19 protein-coding genes, 1 tRNA gene, 1 pseudogene and 2 riboswitches are annotated in these 17,985 nt (G+C 49.5%); of the genes and pseudogenes, 11 read left to right on the plus strand and 10 right to left on the minus strand.

Annotated elements, in window-relative coordinates:
• A partial coding sequence (locus AC14M5_RS12680; RefSeq protein WP_484030038.1) for an Hsp20/alpha crystallin family protein occupies positions 1–360 on the minus strand: 360 nt, incomplete at its 3' end.
• Positions 361–514: 154 nt separating this feature from the next.
• The gene (locus AC14M5_RS12685) at positions 515–1,315 is read right to left on the minus strand and encodes a S1 family peptidase (RefSeq protein ID WP_484030039.1); all 801 of its coding nucleotides are present in this window, start codon (positions 1,313–1,315) and stop codon (positions 515–517) included.
• Between the two features lie 129 nt (positions 1,316–1,444).
• Positions 1,445–1,528, minus strand: a riboswitch (cyclic di-GMP riboswitch).
• Positions 1,529–1,648: 120 nt separating this feature from the next.
• On the opposite strand from AC14M5_RS12685, the gene AC14M5_RS12690 reads away from it, so the two are divergent.
• Complete coding sequence (locus AC14M5_RS12690) at positions 1,649–2,137, plus strand: hypothetical protein (RefSeq protein ID WP_484030040.1); 489 nt, start codon at positions 1,649–1,651, stop codon at positions 2,135–2,137.
• An 86-nt stretch (positions 2,138–2,223) separates the two neighbouring features.
• Here the strand turns inward: AC14M5_RS12690 and AC14M5_RS12695 are convergent, their stop codons facing one another.
• The gene (locus AC14M5_RS12695) at positions 2,224–5,190 is read right to left on the minus strand and encodes a S8 family peptidase (RefSeq protein ID WP_484030041.1); all 2,967 of its coding nucleotides are present in this window, start codon (positions 5,188–5,190) and stop codon (positions 2,224–2,226) included.
• 117 nt (positions 5,191–5,307) lie between these two features.
• Positions 5,308–5,401, minus strand: a riboswitch (cyclic di-GMP riboswitch).
• Between the two features lie 94 nt (positions 5,402–5,495).
• Here AC14M5_RS12695 and AC14M5_RS12700 point away from each other — a divergent pair.
• The 5 genes from AC14M5_RS12700 to AC14M5_RS12720 all read left to right on the plus strand — a co-directional run bounded on the left by AC14M5_RS12700 (position 5,496) and on the right by AC14M5_RS12720 (position 9,056).
• Positions 5,496–6,191 (plus strand): M23 family metallopeptidase, encoded by a 696-nt coding sequence (locus AC14M5_RS12700; protein ID WP_484030042.1) that lies wholly within the window; start codon positions 5,496–5,498, stop codon positions 6,189–6,191.
• Positions 6,192–6,349: 158 nt separating this feature from the next.
• Positions 6,350–6,949 (plus strand): SDR family NAD(P)-dependent oxidoreductase, encoded by a 600-nt coding sequence (locus AC14M5_RS12705; protein ID WP_484030043.1) that lies wholly within the window; start codon positions 6,350–6,352, stop codon positions 6,947–6,949.
• Entirely contained in the window at positions 6,946–7,407 is a 462-nt protein-coding gene (locus AC14M5_RS12710; protein WP_484030044.1) for a DinB family protein, read from the plus strand. Before AC14M5_RS12705 ends, AC14M5_RS12710 begins: the two co-directional genes overlap by 4 nt.
• A gap of 244 nt (positions 7,408–7,651) precedes the next feature.
• Positions 7,652–8,311 (plus strand): response regulator transcription factor, encoded by a 660-nt coding sequence (locus AC14M5_RS12715; RefSeq protein ID WP_484030045.1) that lies wholly within the window; start codon positions 7,652–7,654, stop codon positions 8,309–8,311.
• Positions 8,312–8,489: 178 nt separating this feature from the next.
• Positions 8,490–9,056, plus strand: a complete 567-nt coding sequence (locus tag AC14M5_RS12720) for a GNAT family N-acetyltransferase (protein WP_484030046.1) — start codon at positions 8,490–8,492, stop codon at positions 9,054–9,056.
• Between the two features lie 128 nt (positions 9,057–9,184).
• On the opposite strand, the gene AC14M5_RS12725 is transcribed toward AC14M5_RS12720, so the two are convergent.
• The 6 genes from AC14M5_RS12725 to AC14M5_RS12750 form a co-directional block, all read right to left on the minus strand.
• The gene (locus AC14M5_RS12725) at positions 9,185–10,039 is read right to left on the minus strand and encodes a TIM barrel protein (protein ID WP_484030047.1); all 855 of its coding nucleotides are present in this window, start codon (positions 10,037–10,039) and stop codon (positions 9,185–9,187) included.
• Between the two features lie 63 nt (positions 10,040–10,102).
• A complete protein-coding gene (locus tag AC14M5_RS12730) occupies positions 10,103–10,492 on the minus strand; it encodes a diacylglycerol kinase family protein (protein ID WP_484030048.1) in 390 nt (129 codons plus the stop codon).
• Positions 10,489–10,989, minus strand: coding sequence for an rRNA maturation RNase YbeY (gene ybeY, locus AC14M5_RS12735; RefSeq protein WP_484030049.1), 501 nt, complete (start codon positions 10,987–10,989; stop codon positions 10,489–10,491). The genes AC14M5_RS12730 and ybeY overlap by 4 nt, the downstream gene beginning before the upstream one ends.
• Entirely contained in the window at positions 10,986–13,097 is a 2,112-nt protein-coding gene (locus AC14M5_RS12740) for an HD family phosphohydrolase (RefSeq protein WP_484030050.1), read from the minus strand. Before AC14M5_RS12740 ends, ybeY begins: the two co-directional genes overlap by 4 nt.
• A gap of 58 nt (positions 13,098–13,155) precedes the next feature.
• Complete coding sequence (locus AC14M5_RS12745; RefSeq protein ID WP_484030051.1) at positions 13,156–13,602, minus strand: GatB/YqeY domain-containing protein; 447 nt, start codon at positions 13,600–13,602, stop codon at positions 13,156–13,158.
• Between the two features lie 158 nt (positions 13,603–13,760).
• Positions 13,761–14,387, minus strand: a complete 627-nt coding sequence (locus AC14M5_RS12750; RefSeq protein ID WP_484030052.1) for a hypothetical protein — start codon at positions 14,385–14,387, stop codon at positions 13,761–13,763.
• A 64-nt stretch (positions 14,388–14,451) separates the two neighbouring features.
• On the opposite strand from AC14M5_RS12750, the gene AC14M5_RS12755 reads away from it, so the two are divergent.
• The gene (locus AC14M5_RS12755) at positions 14,452–14,997 is read left to right on the plus strand and encodes a cob(I)yrinic acid a,c-diamide adenosyltransferase (protein WP_484030053.1); all 546 of its coding nucleotides are present in this window, start codon (positions 14,452–14,454) and stop codon (positions 14,995–14,997) included.
• 130 nt (positions 14,998–15,127) lie between these two features.
• Positions 15,128–15,835, plus strand: a complete 708-nt coding sequence (locus AC14M5_RS12760) for a DUF554 domain-containing protein (RefSeq protein WP_484030054.1) — start codon at positions 15,128–15,130, stop codon at positions 15,833–15,835.
• Positions 15,836–15,965: 130 nt separating this feature from the next.
• On the opposite strand, the gene AC14M5_RS12765 is transcribed toward AC14M5_RS12760, so the two are convergent.
• Positions 15,966–16,037, minus strand: a tRNA-Lys gene (locus AC14M5_RS12765).
• A gap of 314 nt (positions 16,038–16,351) precedes the next feature.
• Here AC14M5_RS12765 and AC14M5_RS12770 point away from each other — a divergent pair.
• The 3 genes and pseudogenes from AC14M5_RS12770 to AC14M5_RS12780 form a co-directional block, all read left to right on the plus strand.
• A complete protein-coding gene (locus tag AC14M5_RS12770; RefSeq protein WP_484030055.1) occupies positions 16,352–16,582 on the plus strand; it encodes an AbrB/MazE/SpoVT family DNA-binding domain-containing protein in 231 nt (76 codons plus the stop codon).
• Between the two features lies 1 nt (position 16,583).
• Complete coding sequence (locus AC14M5_RS12775; protein ID WP_484030056.1) at positions 16,584–16,994, plus strand: PIN domain-containing protein; 411 nt, start codon at positions 16,584–16,586, stop codon at positions 16,992–16,994.
• Positions 16,995–17,009: 15 nt separating this feature from the next.
• A pseudogene (locus tag AC14M5_RS12780) lies at positions 17,010–17,985 on the plus strand (hypothetical protein); the annotation flags it as partial.

A 17,985-nucleotide genomic window follows, 5' to 3' on the forward strand; every position in this document is an offset into this window, starting at 1 on the left:
CTTCAGGCGGGCAGACTCCGCTTTGGGCAGGGTCAGCATTAATACGCCATCATTGATCTTCGCCTCAACCTTTTCAGCCTCAATTTCGGTCGGCATACGCAGAGTGCGGCGGAAAGAACCACTTGGAAGTTCGTTCAGAAGGAATTCCGCCTCTTCAGCCTGGTACTCGCCTTCAATGCTGACAACATTCTCGAGCACTTGAATGTTCAAGTCTTCAGCTTTTAATCCCGGTACAAGGGCCGAAAGGATGTAAGCATCCTCTTCTTCACGGATGTTCACGCCCAGTGAACGATGCTGTGGCTGCTCCGCCCAGCGGCGAGCCATACGACGAAACGGATAAGGTTGAATATAGAGTGTCATTTTCTTTTATCTCCTATAGTTTGATGTTGATGTGCCAATATTAAATGGAGAGTGTAAGAAAATGGATAATGATTGATAGAATTTTTGTAAGAAATCCCCTGCAGAATATTCTGCAGGGGATTAAATTAATTTTATAGTATCGAGAATCTAGGTCTTAGGGATATACACCAAAGGTGGCCAGCCAATCCAGATCATCCTGTCGATCCACACGATACACGCCGCCGGTGCCGGCACAGGTGCTATTCAAGCCAAAAGAGGTGACGCCACCAACGACATTGGAATAACCAACGAAGTTTGGTCCGCCAGAGTCACCAAAGCAGGTGCCGCCGGTATTTGTGTTATTGGACAATACCAGTGACCCATCTCCGGTAAATCCTGTGTTGATTTGGACCAGGTGTGGATACGCAACCATGCGAACCCTCTGGCGGCTTTCCTTCCAGTCTGTTGCGGTTGGGAAGGCTTTCTGAAGGCCATAACCGACTGCTGTAAAGATCGTATCTGCGCTTGGGCTAAGAGCATCCAATGAATTCAATCCCGGCAAAGCGCCGTATTTCTTCATCTTCATCGGTTTATCCAGCACAACCACGCCCAAGTCGAAAAGATAAAACGCATTTGGATTGTAATTGGGATGTGTGTACGTAGTACCGCCAACATCGCCGTCGAAAGGATATCCATTGCCCGGAATGCCGGATTCAACATCGGAAGCAAACCAGATTTCGGCATGGGCGGCAGGGCTTTCGGTGCAGTGCCCAGCTGTAAGGAAGATTCTTGAGTTTAGCAGTGTACCGCTGCAACGCCACAAGGGGTTGCCATCGGCATCCTGGGCTACCATCAAGCCCACATACGGATGGCCATTGCCATCGGGTTCCCCATCAGTCACCGCCCCCACCGGGCTGACAGCCACGGCCAATATCACAAGTACTGAAAACAGAGCAATAATCAGCTTTCTGTTCATGCTATCTTTCTCCTTTGACTTTTTGGTTTGGGAAAAAATAGATACCAATTACAAGAAGGTGTCAGTTTGGATTCTCTCCTTTCAATTATTCCTCCTGCAAAAAAGACTGCAGAAGGTCTCATACATTCCTTCGGCAGCCTGGCAATCTGAAAAAATTCTTTCAGACCCATAACTTTGCGTCCCCACTTCACAGTGGGTTTGCCTTTTCGAGTTGAAAAAGTAATACTATCTGAATTAATCTTATAACAATTTAACCCGAAAATCAACCGTGTTTATCCGATTCCTTAATAAATATTGGGTACTATATTCCCTATAGTAGAAAGGTGACATACCATGAAAATTCGATGGGCTTCGCTTATACTTTTGCTGGCATTCACACTAACAGGTTGTATACCCTCTCAAACAGATGTGGCAGAATCCCCAAGCTTGGTTTTGCCCAACCCAACTAGCAAACTTCCTTCAACCCCTACTCCTGCACAGCCAACCCATGGAGATAATACACAAATGAATCCTCTTTTACCAACACCTTCATCCTCCAGCCTGGCAGCCTTGGTTGAAACAGCAAAGGCAAATCTGGCGCAGCGCTTGTCTATCCCGGCAGGTGATATTACTCTTGTGGAAGCAAAAGAGGTCGTCTGGCCTGATGGAAGTTTAGGCTGTCCACAGCCCGGCATGTTGTATACCCAGGCCCTAACGCCTGGGTATCTGATCAAACTGAAATACGATTCACACAATTATGAATACCATGCAGGGAAAGATAGATCGTTAACTTATTGTGAAAATCCGCTTCCACCTGTTGAAGGTATGCCAGGTGATACATAGAAAATTCTTAATCCCATAAAATAGAACAGGCTGGCGGAAAATTCCGCCAGCCTGTTTTCTAACTTATCGAACGAACTTGAACGATATTACGGATTAACACGAACAATGGTCGGGTTGGGTAATCCGGCCGCGCCACTGTAAACCACAGAACCCAAGTACTTGACACCAGGGGTTAGACCACTGAACGTCAAGTTGATGACACCAGTAGCACCAGTTGTAGCAGAGGCTGGGGCAGTTACTATCATATTACCAGCATCCGCGATACCTAGTACCCAGTGGAACAGAGTGAAGTTGGCCGAAGGCCCACCCGTTTGCCAGCCATGCACCCAAACGGTGTATGTGTCAGCCGCTGGATTCAGAAGGTTGACCTCTTCGTTCGAGGTTCCGCTGCCGCTTGCGCCAACAAGTGTACCTCCACTATTGTAAACATAGAGGTCAATATCACTGGCTGGGCTTACATTCGCATCAAACAGCGAGAAGCGTGCATAGGTTGTGCCAGCAGGGACGACGACAGCGTAGCTTTTGGTGCCAGGGCCGCCAACTACAAAGTTGTTGGTTGGATCATCAACAACAGTATCAGCTATCGTAGTCGCTGGAATCAATCCGCGTGCGGTTGCAGTGAAAGCGCCAGTGTAACCAAAGGTTACATTGTAGTTAATCGCGCCGCCAGTACCGGAGACTTGCGTTGGGGCCGATAGTGCGACCGGGCGAATCACTAACGGACTGGTGACATTGTGCACGCCATCCGACCAGGTCAGCGAGCCGAATGTATAGCTATTAAGTACAGCAGAACCGAGGGTGGTGAAGGTAACAGTATATGTCTGCGTTGCACCCGAAGCTAAACTGAAGGAAGAGGGGCTTACCACTACATCGATGCCTGCCGGAGCGACAACGCTTACATTGTATGTAGCTGTCGGGCCGACATTGGTGACAGTGCGAGTCACAGTTTGTACACCAGCCAACGCGCCAATGGCTATAGACGGATAGTTAAGGTCGCTTGCATCAATAGCCGTTGCAGCAGTAGCGCCAAAACAGAAGTTACAGAGACCCTGACCCTTAAGGAAGTTACGCCAATCGTTGAAGCCTGCGTCATATACCAAGCCGGGGTCAGCGGCGTTGTTTGGAACCGCTTGTCCTGCTCCATATCCAAATGGTGTACCGGGAATAGGAGAAAAGTCGTTCCGCACTGTAGTGGCGGTAGTCATGAAGGCCGATTTAATGGCTGCGGGTGACCAGGTGGGGTGCAAGTCTTTCAAGAGGGCACCCATACCAGCCATATGCGGACTGGACATGGAAGTACCACTCAGGAAATCCCAATCGCGGCCACCACCTGCCGGAGAGAATGCCGCAAGGATGTCTACGCCTGGAGCCATAATGTCGGGCTTGAGCAAGTCGCCACTGCCGGCGAGGGCCGGACCGCGAGACGAGAAGGCGGCCACATTCGGCGCCACCACGGAAGACAAGGTGCCTCCAGTTAGAGTGGCTGTCGCGCCTGGTGTTGCAGCGTATGCACGTACAGCAGCGCGATCTGTATCAGCCAAGTGAACTGTTGGGACAAAGTGAATATCAGCATTGAGTGAACTGGGTGAGACATTCACAAGTACCATGCCCACGCCACCAGCAATTTGCACTGCAAGGCTTTTATCCACACGTGCAATTACACCACGGTCACAAACCACAATTTTGCCCGCTACGATAGCTGGGTCGAGGGTTCCCGGGTAACAGAGAGCAACCTGTCCCGGGTCAGCGCCCGCCAAACCAGCAGCATCCGAATTAATAATGGGCGCTGGGCCAACTCCGGCGGTTGCCGAGGCACCGGTGTAGACCGAGCTATTGCCAAGAGTCACAGTCCCCTCATAGAAACGGTCATGTGTTCCAGCCGCTACGGTGGTGAGCCATGGGCTGTTGTGGGCCACAGTGCTTGCACCAGGACCCTCATTGCCTGCCGAGGCAGCTACGAATACACCTGCACGGGCAGCGAAGAGGAAGGCTACTTCCACCGGGTCGAGGAAGCTGGTGCGTGAACCACTGATGGAGAAGTTGATCACATCTACGCCATCAGCTACAGCTTGATCGATGGCGGCAACGCTGTCTGAGGAAACACAGCCACCATCATCACCATTCCAACAGACTTTGTAAGCGGCGATGCGAGCGCGCGGCGCCATGCCACTAATTGTGCCTAAATTGACGCCGTCGATAATGGCGGTCACGCCATGATTGCCCGCAGCGGTGCTGGCAGTGTGGCTGCCGTGACCATCATAATCACGAGCGGATTTGAAGTCATCTTGAACTATGCCGAAGTGACCAAAGCCGGCAAGGTAATAGCGCGCACCGATGATTTTGTTGTTGCAATCATCTTGCGACCACTGCTCACCAGACTGACAATCACCCTGCCAACCGGCAGGCGCAGGCCCGTAAGCTTCAGTGTCTTTGCCGCTTTCACCAGCTTGATCGGAAAGATCGATTTGATCTGAGAAACTGGGGTTTTCTGGCCAGATGCCAGTATCAACAACACCGACGATAACATCTTCGCCAGCGCTCCCAACACCACCGAGTTGATCCCATAAGCCGCCTGGGTTACTAAGCCCAAGGAAAGCAGGCGTGCTAACTGTTTCCACCTGCATCATTTGATCGGGGCTGACTGCAACAACACCATCGGCAAAAGCCAGCTTGCTGGCCTGCTCATAGGTTAATGCTGCCGCAAATCCGTTGAAACTATAATGATAATCATAAAGCTTTTCACCGCCGCCAACCTTGCTAAGAGCGGCATCGTGTTTGGAATCGAGATATGCTACATATTTTTTTACATTCGAGCTGTTTTTATCAATCTTTTGACCGTTATTCGGTGCGGTTGCTTTCAGACCTTTGATGTTTCCCTCATAAGCAACAACAGGGTCATCGATCATTTGAACAATATAAACCCCGCTCTCACTTCTCTCAACATGGGCCCCATTTGACTTTATGCTCGGTTGTGCAACGGCAGGCGATACTACCGAAAACACCACTGCCAGAGCCAGTACCAGTGAAAATATGATGGATACCTTGCGATACATGATCTTGTCTCCTCTTCAAAATTAAGTTGGGCAATATTTGGGACAAAACTTCTTCGTTACTTTAGTCTGTATTTTTTGCGGGAGCCTCCTTTAAAACGAAAAACCACCAGGGAAAATTTCGGCGGTCTGGCAATCTTCCAATTCTGAGCAGGAACCTGGAAGACCCATAACTTTGCGTCCCCACCTCACGATGGGTTTGCCTTTTCGAGTTTGCAGTTTTGCAATGTCATCACCATTATCTCGAATTCTCTTATTAAATGCAAGAGGCAGTTTCTGAATTTTACAAAGCATTTATAATGTTTTGAATGTCCAAAAAACTTATTATTCTGATAATCCCTGTCGCAATTGCGGTGGCAGGAATTTACCTGTACTTTAACTATGGAAGAAGCACCGCCCGCCTCGCGCAAGTCTTTGATTGGTTCCGTGACCAAGCTTCAAAACCTGAGTTGATGATGACTACTGGAACCAGATGCGGCGAGGCTCCGTTCATTTTCCCCACCGATGGCTTGATCGGGTTTATCTGGGACGATTCTTTCCGCCCCGGTCACCGCCACGCCGGGGTGGACATTTTCTCAGGGACGGAGGTGGGCATCACGCCCATCGTAGCGGCTTACCCCGGCTACCTCACCCGCCAGGCAGATTGGATATCGACAGTCATCATCCGCGTGCCAAGGGATCCGCTGGAGCCTTCACGTCAGATCTGGGTGTACTATACTCACATGGCAGATGTGCAGGGAAATTCCTTTGTCTCCTCTGAGTTCCCAGCAGGAACCAAAGAGGTATACGTGGAAGCTGGTACATTGCTGGGCTATCAAGGGAATTACTCCGGTGATACGAACAACCCTGCCGGCCTTCACTTGCATATTTCAATTGTGGAGGATGATGGCTTGGGAAATTTCAAGAATGAACTGGAAATTAAAAACACCTATGATCCCTCGCCATATTTCGGTATGCCATTGAATGCCAATTCAAACACGGATACGATACCGTTTTGTCAATAAAAAGTTGTGTCACTCTGAGGGAGCGTTTTTCGCGACCGAAGAGTCTCGTAAGTTGCAGTAAGAGACCTTTCGCTGTCGCTCACATCGTCCCGACACTTGCACCGAACCCAAGTACGGTGTGTCCTTCGGGAGAGTGACACATCAGCGAGAATATACATATGGACTTAAAAAACAAAACCATCCTCATCACTGGCGCAGGTAAGGGTGTGGGGCGCTTGCTGGCAGAAGCTTTGGCTGAACATGGCGCAAATGTGGCTGCTAATGATATATCCCCCATCAACGTGGAGCAGGTTGTGGATGGGATCAGTGCTCGCGGCGGAAAAGCCAAAGCTTATGTTGAAGATGTTGCCAAAAAAGTTGGGGCGCAGGCTTTGGTCAAGGATGTGGAAGATGAGCTCGGCGGGATTAACATTTTAATCAATCATGCGGCAGTGGAACCGCATACACCCTTGCTGAATATGGACGAATGGGATTGGCATCGCACTTTGGATGTAAACCTGACGGGTGCGTTCTTGATGATCCAATCAGTAGGGCGTATTATGAAGGCAAAAGGTAACGGGGTGATTCTGAATATCGTCGCAGGAGTAGGTGAGGGCGGGGAAAAAGAGGCGGGGGCTTATCTATCCAGCAAGGCGGGGTTGGCTGAGTTATCCCGTCAGGCAGATCAGGAATTAAGTCCGCATGGTGTGCGTGTGTATGCAGTTGAAAATTCCAAAGATGTAGTCAAACATATAATTTCTTTGTTGGAGGCAAAATGAAGGAACTGCTTGAATATCGTGTAAAGATGATCGCAAGGCTGGCAGAAGCGGCGCAGGAATTTCGGGTCGCTTGCAAGGCGTTCGAAGACCCATTTACGAAAGTGGAAGACGAATGGACCGTGCATCAGATCGCGTCACATGCGCGTGATGTGGATAAGTTGGTGTACGGTGCGCGCATCCTGCAAACGCTGAATGTGGAGGACCCTGATTTCAAAGGGTTTGACGCGGACTCCTGGATGGAGACTCATTACAACAAGGATGAACCGCTCGAAAGTATTTTGACCGATTTTTCTGCAAATGTGACCGACCTTTGCAATACTCTGCAAACCATGCCGCAGGAGGCCTGGTCTCGTGTGAGCAGCCACAAAACGATGGGCGAAGGGTTGACTCTGCAATTCTGGGTGGAACGCAGCCTGGCTCATATCGAGGAGCATCTGCTGACACTGAAAAATAAGTAGACTGCACTGCAAAAAGTTTAATTTACCGCGAAGCACGAAACACTACGCCGTGCGCCAGTACGGTAAGACCGCTAAGAATTTTAAGGGTTGTTCACACGGAAGTTCAATATTTTCGAGAAGACCCTTAAGAATTCCTTTGTGTACTTTGTGCTCTTCGTGTTAAGAAGAATTTTTTCAGATTAAAAAAGCGGAAATCTAGTGAATTTTGCCCGTCTTCTGCATATTCCTGAGGTAAAATAGACACATGAAAAAGCAACGAATTATCCTGGTAGACGATCACGAGGTGGTACGGCTCGGCTTGAAATCCTTACTGGACCGCCACCCGCAGTTCGATGTAGTTGGAGAAGCTGGCTCAGCTCGTGAGGCGCTCGAACAAACGGCTTCATTAAAACCTGATGTTGTCGTCATGGATATTCGCCTGCCTGGCACTTCGGGAATCGAGGCTTGCGAGCAGATCGTGGCTCAATTCCCAAACACAAAAGTGATCATGCTCACTTCCTATGCTGAGGATGAGATGCTGTTTTCTGCGATCCGCGCGGGAGCTTCGGGATATATCCTCAAGCAGATCGGGAGCGAGGATCTGGTTAAGGCGATTGAATCTGTTGGGCGCGGTGAAGCGCTGCTCGACCCCGCAGTCACACAGCGCGTATTCCAGGAAGTGCGCCGCGCTGTCAAAGAGGAGGAGGCTTCGGCTTTCGCCCATTTGAGTCAGCAGGAAAAGCATGTGCTTTTACTGGTCTCTGAAGGCAAGACCAATCGCGAGATCGCCAAGAGCTTATTCCTTGGCGAAGGTACGGTTAGGAATTACGTTTCGAGCATTCTCTCCAAATTGAGTGTGAATAACCGCGCTGAAGCAGCAGCTTACGCAGTGGAACATAGTTTGAGAGAATACATTTCCAATTAAGTTTTAAACGACTGTACAATGGAGACACAGAGATGACAAACTCGGTGAGGATGTGTCTCTGTTTTTTTATTTAATCATTACATGTCACTCTGAGGGAGCGTTTTTTCGCGACCGAAGAGTCTCATACTTTCGAGAGTAGAAACCCTTCGCTCCGCTCAGGGTGACACAACGAGGAATCATGTTTCCATTTGTAAAACTCACGGATGGCGCCATCACTGTACGTCCATTTGAATTTGGGGAGGAAAAGGCACTGCATCTTGCAGTTAAAGAATCTCTGACCGAACTCAGCCCGTGGATGTCCTGGGCAAATGAGAAATACTCATTGGAAACAGCCAGCAACTTCATCACGGTCACACGCGCACAATGGGCAAATGGCGGCATGTATTCCTTCGCCATCCTGGATGCACAAACCAATGAACTCGTGGGCGGATGCGGATTGAGTCACATTCATCCCGTCTACAAATTTTGCAACCTTGGCTACTGGGTGCGGACTTCACGTCACGGCCAGGGGATTGCAGGGCGCGCTGCCAAACTGATCGCGAAATTTGCATTTGAAAAAGTGAACCTGATCCGCGCGGAAATCGTCATTGCCGCTGGGAATACAGCCAGCAGACGCGTTGCGGAAAAGATCGACGCACATTATGAGGGCGTTTTATTAAACAGAATGACAGTGGGAACAGCAATTTATGATGCCCACATGTTCTCGCTTCTCCCCGCTGACTTTGGGCTGGTGGCCAGACTATAGGCAGAATCCAAACCTAAAACAAGCCACGGATTTCACGAATTTTCACGGACAAAAATCCGTGTTCATTCGTGAAATCCGTGGCTAAAGTTTTTAAGGCTGAACAACTAAGATCCTTTCTTGATGTGAATTCAGGCTTTCTCCCCACTTACTTTCATCCAGGCCTTCTTCATATTCAACGCATCCTCTTCCATGATGGGGCTTTCACATAGAATGCGGCCTGCACAGCCGAATTTATTCAGGGCTTTGAAGAGGGCTTTCAAATCCAGGTCCGCATCGGCGAGGGTGAGGTGATTCTTCTCACCCTTAGGGCCATACTCAATGCCAGAGAGGTGGATATGCAAGTTCTTCAATGATTTTGAGCCCAATTCTTTGCCATATTTCTCCAACATGCGAGACCATTCATCGTAGGTATTCAGCGAGCCGTCACCGGGGCGGGCGTGAAGATGAGCGAAGTCGAGGCAAGGCTGAACCATGTCCATGGCTTTGCTCATGGCGAGGGTATCTTCAAAGGAACCCAACATGGCTGATTTCCCCATCGTCTCCGGGCGGATGGTTACCTTATCACCGTTCTTTTGCAATTCCTTGATACATCCTTCCAAACGCGGAACGGCAACCTTCAATACCTCAAGAGGGTCATTCATAAAATACGACCCTGGATGAAAGATAATATCCGTTGCGCCAGCCAAGTAACCGTAATGAGCCGCGTCCATTAAGCGCTTGCGAGACTTGGGCCATTCCTCTTCAGTCCCATTCAGGTTAATAAAATATGGTGCGTGCACGCTCAATGAAACAGCCTGCGCCTCGCCTGCTGCTTTAATTAATTCGCAAGTCGCCTCGGTCACACGTACTGATTGCACCCAACCGAGTTCAAATGCCTCCAGCCCAATGGACTTGCTGAATTCAATCGCACCCACCGAGCCGCCTGGTTTCTTAGGTGTGCCTGTCGGTGAACCAACTGTGCCGAATTTGAAAGATAAAGACATGAGGAAGCTCCTGTGTGGGGTTAAGAGACGAGTAATGAGTAAAAAGTAATTAATGAGCAGTGATCAGTTGGCAGGGATGAGCGTGGTGAGTTTTTGCCAGAGTTGGGGGCCGAGTAATAACAGGCCGATCAGGATGGCTGCAAAGGCAGAGACCAGCACTGCCCCGGCACCCACGTCCTTGCCGATCTTTGCAAGCGGGTGTGAGTCCGGGCTGGCGAGGTCAAGGGTGACTTCAATCGAGGTGTTGATAAATTCAGCAGTGAACACCAGCGCCGCCGTGAGGATGATCACCGCCCAATCACGCGGCGGAATTTTCAGCCAAAGCCCAATGACAAAAACAGCCGCTGCAATGGCGCTGTGAATCCACATATTGCGCTGGGTTCGTAAAACATAATGCCACCCCTGAAAGGCATGACGGAAAGATTCAATGCGGGATGAAAAAAATGACTTCACTCGTGCTCCGCATCCTGAATTTTGATGCGACCCAACCCGAGTCTTTCCAAAACTTTTGCCTGCTCGGCCCACATGCGGGCTTTTTCCTCCGCTTCAGCATGGTCATAACCAAGTAAATGTAATACGCCGTGCACAACCAGCAATTGCACTTCCGCTTCCACTGGGTGACCTGCCTCCTGTGCCTGTTGTGTGGCGCGAGGGATCGAGATGAGGACATCTCCCAGATAAGTTGTACCAGTTTCAGGGTCCGACTCAGAAGCGGGGAAGGAGAGTACATCGGTGGGCGCGTCCACGCCAAGGTAGTCGCGATTCAGTTCGTGCAATTGCGCATCATCCGTCAGGACGATGGTAAGGTCTGCATCAGTGGAATCAGGCTGAAGGTCAGGGTTGAGCGTAGTCGTACCATCCCTGAAAGGGGAAGTCTCCAGTGTGAAGCGGGCGGCTCTTTCGAGCAGGGCTGATTCCAAAAAATCCTGTTGATTATCAATGTAGATCATTGTTCTTTTCTTTGGGTAAGCATGGTCGAATCCTGGTCTGGCACTTTGGCATTGGGATATTGAATGCGTGGATGGAAAGTACCGCGCAAAGTGGTGACAAAGGATTCAGTAATGAGGTTGAGGTCGCGCAAGGTTAAGAGAGTGTCATCAAGCTGGTTGAATTTTTGAACAGTATCGATCACACTGTGTACCAGTTTCCGTAATTCATCCTCGTTGTCGGGGCGCTCAGCACGGGCGCGGGCTTCAGTGGCATCAGCCAGCATGAGCAACGCAGTTTCACGTGAGGCTGGGCGCGGACCGGGATAACGGAATTTTTCGATATCCACTTTGGTTACATCGCCATTTGCGGCTTCCATGGCCTGGTTGTATTGATAACGAGTGATCAACGTGCCATGGTGTTCGAGGATAAAGTCATGCAGGCGGCGCGGCAGGCGGTGTTTTTTTGCAAGCTGCACGCCATCGGTCACATGGCGGATGATAGTGGCGGCAACATCTTCTGGTTCGGCATCCTGGTGTGTATTGACGCTGCCCGGTATTTGATTTTCAATGAAGTAGGTGGGGTTAAGCGCTTTGCCAATATCATGAAATTGTGCACCAACGCGTGTCAGCAAGGGGTCTGCGCCAATCTTCTCTGCGGCTTGTTCGGCCAGGTTCGCAACCTGCAAACTATGTTGATAGGTACCAGGCGCATTACGAAGGAAGAACTGCAAAAGCGGAGAATCAGGGCGGGATATATCGAGCAATTGCAGGGAAGTGGTGAGACCAAGCAATTGGGCAAACACATATTGAAGTAAAAGGGTAATACTGGCTGCGGCAAAACCTGCAAAGCCAACCACACCAATGAATTGAACCGCACCCAACCAATCGGGTGAGTAAAATGGCAAACGGAATGCGATGAGGGTTGCCAAACCCGAAAGCGCAATGGCAATCCCCGCGCGGGCGAAACCCCAAAAGCGGCGAGCAGGGCCGAGCGCCAGCAAACCGATCATCGACGAAAGCAAATAATACGGCGCAAGGTCAAGCGTGTTTGATAAGCCATAGGCCGCGAGCAAACAAAGTGGAATTGAAATGACAAAGCCCACTTCAAGCCCAAATAAAGTGGCGATCAATAATCCCGCAGCCTGTAGAGGATACCCATACGGCGCAAGTGTGCGGTCTGTGAACAGGCGGGCGCCAATGAAAAATGCGAGGAAGATGACAGCGATAACAAGGATACTGCGCGAGTCATTGATGACAGCCGCACGTTTTCGGCGATAAAAATAAAGTGGGACGAGTACCGCAGAAAGGATAACGATGGCAGCCGCGCCAAGCATGTCCTCCCAACGTTGACTGGGACCGATCATGCCCAGTTGTTCAAAGGCTTCCATATCTGCGGGGGTAATGATCTCGCCCACTGGCACAATGGTCTCCCCCGTTTTGTAGGTCTGCACGATCGGATCGACTGCATCTCGTGCCGTTTGTTTTGCAACGGTGGTCAATTCCTCGCTGAAAAAACTGTTTGGGACAACAAAAGCAGTCACCAGTTCGGTCACGAGCGCCACCTGCTGCTCATTCAGTGTGAGGCTGACAGAAGAGGATATGGTCGATTGTGCCGCTTCCACTTTGTCTTCATAAATTGCACGGCGCATGACTTGTTCCAGTACACGCACGGCCTCCGATTGCACAATTTCCCAGCGTGAATCGGACATATCGATCAGGTAATCTATGGTCTCAAGTTTTAGCCGCACATCACTGAGAGCCAGAATGCTTGATCGTTTCTCATCATCGGTGGCCTCAGTACTGCTGCGCACAGCTGTAATATTCTGAAGAGTAACGCGCAGGCGGTCAATCTGCTGGCGCGCTATGGCAGGGTCTGGCGAACTGTAAACAGGTTGCACTGCGCCTTCTGCGGCTTTCCTTGCTTCCTCCGTGCGGATCTCGCTGACGTATTCAATATCACGCGGAGATTGCAGGGTGATCTGGGCTACGATGCCCACATCCACTGCCTGCTGGATGGGTCGCAGACCAATAGGCTGGGTCAACACAGCAAAAGAGATGAGGCTGACCAATAGGATCAGGCTGGTCTGCAAAATGCGGATTCGAGGGGAAACGGGGGTACGAACATTCATAAAAATCAACCGCGAAGCAAAGGGGTAATCAACGAACTGGTTTCTTCACGATGAAGCCTTACTTGGTAAGCAGTTCTTTCACCATGCTGCTGATCATGTCGTTCGGGGCGCGACCCGCGACCTTGGGCATGACGATCTTCATCACTTTGCCCATATCGCTCGGGGCGGAGGCGCCCGTTTCAGTGATGGCGGCTTGTACCAGTGCGCGCAATTCTTCGGCGGGCATGGCCTTGGGTAAAAAGACCTCCAATACTTTGATCTCGACTTCATTCTCTTCGACAAGGTCAGCACGGTTGGCTTTCTTCGCTTCTTCAATCGCTTCGCGGCGGTTCTTGATCTCTTTTTGGATCAAGCCCACAATGGCGAGGTCTTCGAGCGGAGCCTGCTTATCCACTTCCACTTGTTTGATGGCGGCCAGCACCATGCGCACCGTGCGCTTGCGGACTTCGTCTCCGCTTTTCATAGCGTCTTTCATTGATTCATTAAGTTGAGTTTTTGTATCCATATTTTTATTATACCTTTTATCGTTGGTTGAAAATTTTTTGATTAAGTCTTGTGTCATCCTGAGGGAGCGTTCTTCGCGACTGAAGGATCTCGCTCATAGTGTAAGAGATCCTTCGCTACGCTCAGGATGACACAACGGGAGTATAGTGGCAACTTGAGTTAATTATCCACAAAACGCGTAAACATTTCTGGGGTGAGTAATTTATGTAAAAGTTCAAATTCATACTGGGTGCGCTTGGCAGCGGCGGCGCGGGCGTAGGCAAAGTTGGGGCCTTGCTGCGGCGAATCTAAATTCATGCGTCCATGTGAATTGCGTGGGAGGAGTTTCAGGGAGAGCTTGCGCAAAAACGGGATGAAATAAATTGCATCCATGGGGAGGTAAATTTTGCCAGAGTGCAGCTCCGGGCTGCGGAGCAAATCCTTTTGAACAGGATCAATTTCGGGCGGGGGAGGAGGCGTGCCCTTAAATGCGTGAGCATCCAGCCACAGGGTGACATAATTTGTATGGGAGTAAAAATCCTGCGCGGTGTGGAGCAGTCTTCCGAAAGCGATCCATGCAGAAAGTATACCGGGCGTCAGCAGGGTGGCGATGATATTGCCGCGCTGTTCGATGATATAACGATTGCCCTTATCAAGGTTGTTATCATAGTGAAACTCATCATGGCCGATCAATCCGCTCCACGAATCCTGTTTGAGGTTGGCGGCAATGATGATCTCCAATGCGCGCGGGCTAAAGTGCTGGCTTAATGTTTCGCGAATCATTTCTTCATGAATGGGTACAAGCATTTGGAAATTATACCCAGTGGGCATCATATAAGCGAGGCATTCACAAAGTGGTTATAATGCGCCCATGACTTTTTATACCGCAAAAGGCGACGACGGCACAACAGGCTTGCTTGGCGAGGGCCGCGTCCCGAAATATCATATCCGCATGGAAGCCATTGGCGCTTTGGATGAAGCCTCCGCCGCACTTGGCCTGGCCCGCGCACAATGCGCCGCGCTGCAGACTCCCCCGATCCTGCTCGAGGCTCAACGAGATCTTTACAAGCTGATGGCGGAGGTGGCCGCAACACCGGAGAATGCACAACGTTTTCATTTCATCGATGAGTCGCGCGTTGGCTGGCTGGAAAAGCAAACCGACGAGATCAGTGCGATGATCGAGTTGCCAAAGGAATTCATCCTGCCCGGTGACACATTGGGCGGTGCGGCACTTTCGATGGCGCGCGCCATCATCCGCCGCGCAGAACGGCGCGTGGTGCATCTCTTCGATGAGGAAAATATTTCCAACCCGGACTTGCAGCGCTATCTGAATAGATTGTCATCTTTGTGTTTTGTACTCGAGATCCTTGAGAATCAAAACGCGGGGAAAAAGACTTCGCTGGCGAAACCACCTTAATCGTCATTGCGAGGCGGTGCTTGTCCGCCGAAGCAATCCCCCGATCAGCGATGTATTATCACCATCAAAAATGAGATTGCCGCGCCGCCAGAAAAGCACTGGCAGCTCGCAATGACGAGATAGGCAAAACATGACAGGCACTATTATTAACATCGCCACGATATTGATCGGCGGGACGATTGGTTTGCTCTTTGGTGCGCGCATCCCTGAACGATTCAAGAATACTGTTATCGCAGGTATGGGTTTATTCACTGCGGCAATGGGATTACAGATGTTCCTCAAAAGCGAAAACCAACTGATCGTGTTGGGAGCCTTGCTGATCGGCGCATTGTTGGGCGAATGGTGGAAGATAGAGGATGGATTGGAGGCTTTGGGGCGAACCCTGGAACAGCGCTTCTCACAGCAGACCGAGACCGATTCAGGCTCAAGATTTGTGCGAGGCTTCATGGTTTCCTCCCTGCTTTTTTGCATTGGCCCCATGGCAATCCTCGGCTCCATTCAAGATGGTTTGACCGGTGACTACAACCTGCTGGCTGTGAAATCCACCCTGGATGGATTTGCGTCCATTGCATTTGCATCCACTCTGGGAGTTGGGGTGATGTTCTCCTCGATCATTGTGCTTATTTATCAAGGAGGCATCAGCCTATTAGCTGGGCAGTTGAGTGCCATCATCAGCGAAGCGATGATGAATGAGATGACAGCCACAGGCGGAGTCATTTTGTTGGGCCTGGCCATCAGCAATCTTTTGGAGATCAAGAAAATCCGCGTGGGGAATTTCCTGCCCGCGCTGGCAGTCGCTCCGTTAATTGTGTGGGTGTTGGAAAAACTTGGTGGCTAAACACAAAGGCTTGCATTGACTGCCCGATAGGGCGTGTCGAAATGACACGACATTTGCGCCGCACGTCAGTGCAGGTGAGGTCACAAAGGTTTAAAAACAAAAAACATCCTGTTCGGGATGTTTTTTGTTGTGACTCCGGGGGGATTCGAACCCTCAACCAATTGCTTAAGAGGCAACTGCTCTGCCATTGAGCTACGGAGCCATTTTTAACTGCGGGGCGATTATACCGCAAAGGAAAATAGTGTCAATCAATGAGTCTGCTATGCATTTTGACCGCACCGCTTCACTTCGACACTCCCTTCAGTCGTCAGTGCGGCGCGGACTCAGCCGAGGGTTGATTCGGTTTCGAGAAGCATTGTTTCAGGCTGTTAGCCCGCACGGGGATGAACCCCCGTGCTATTTTTACGAAGCCCGCTCAAGCGGACTCGTCCCGGTAAAAAGTAGGAAACTTTCATATTGACTTACTTTTTTGCTTATGGTAGAATCTTATTGTGATTTCTGAAAGGAGAGTAAGTAATGGAAACTGTTGCCACTTCAAAGGGGCAGGTTGTCATTCCTTCCAAGATTCGCAAGCAATTGGGAATCAAGGATGGAACCTATCTTCAAATTGACGTGAATACCGTAACGAAGCAGATCATTCTCACCCCTGTCACCCGCGAGTATGTTCGTTCTTTGCGCGGAAAGTATAAGGGGAAAGGATTGATGAAAGCTTTGATGGCGGAGAAGAAACGCGAAAGGGAGTTGTAATATGGCAAAGAAGGCAAAAGCATACGTGTTGGATACCTGGGCGGTGATTGCCTACCTTGAGGATGAGCCATCGGGAGAGCAGGTTGAGGATTTGATTGCCACAGCACACGAAGAACAAATTCCGATTTACATGAGCGTGGTCAACGTGGGCGAAGTTTGGTATACGCTGGCGCGAGAAATCTCAGAAGAGGAAGCCAATGCCAGTGTGAAATCCCTGCGTGATTTACGGATTCAATTTGAAGATGCCGATTGGGAATTAACACAGGAAGCGGCACGCTTCAAATCGCAACACAAAATGTCTTATGCCGATGCTTTTGCTGCTGCACTGGCAAAAATCAAGAAGGCGGATTTGGTTACAGGGGATAATGAATTTAAGCCGCTAGATGGTGAGATCAAGATTTCGTGGGTGTAAGGAGGAGATAAATATATGAAATGGAATTTTATAAAATATCCTGCTGGCATGAAAATTCGTGACGCGATGGTAGGAGAGTTCTTTTCTGTCGATGCAATTGATAAGCCTGCTCAAGCACTTATTAGAGAAGCAATACAAAATTCTTTAGATGCGCGACCCAACAAAGATAAGCCGTTAAAGGTGAGAATCTTTCTTGGAAAAATAGCCAAGGCTGATTCGGCAAAGCACTGGTTTCATGGCGCATGGGAACATTATGAGGCAGACCACAAACTAGAGAACCAGCCAAATCCAACAGACACAATTTCTTACCTGGTTTTTGAGGATTTCGGGACTACAGGGTTGCAAGGAGATGTAACGCAAGCTTATGATATTGAAAATATCAAGAACCCGTTTTTTTATTTTTTCCGTGCAGAGGGGCGTTCTGGTAAAGGAGATGGTGATGGAGGACGATGGGGAGTAGGTAAACATGTTTTTGCCGATGTAAGTAGATTGAAAACTTTTTGGGGCTTGACTGTAAGAAAAGATGATAATCAAAAATTACTTATGGGATGTGCTGTGTTGAGATCCCGCATGGTTGGAAATGATTTCTATTCGCCAGATGGCTATTTTGGCTTAGGTGATGGTTTCACACTCCCAATATCTGACCAAGGCATAATCGACCAATTCTCCATGGATTTTAGTGTCTCGCGAAAAAATGAGGCTGGTCTTTCAGTTGTAGTTCCTTATATAGATGAAGATATAACCTTTGAAAGTATCCAAGACGCAATTACAGAAGAATATTTTTACCCCATTCTAAAGGGTGATTTGGAAATAGTTATTGAGACAAATGACAAAAACGTGCAAGTAACTCGTGACAGCTTTCATGAGGTGGACAACAGCTTTTTGCCTATTCATGAGCTTGTTCACAAATCATTGGACGGTCTAAATGATGAGTTGTTCATATTAAATTCATGTGACCCACAAAGACCTTTTTGGACAAAAGAATTAATAC

Source organism: Candidatus Villigracilis sp. (genome assembly GCF_057083605.1).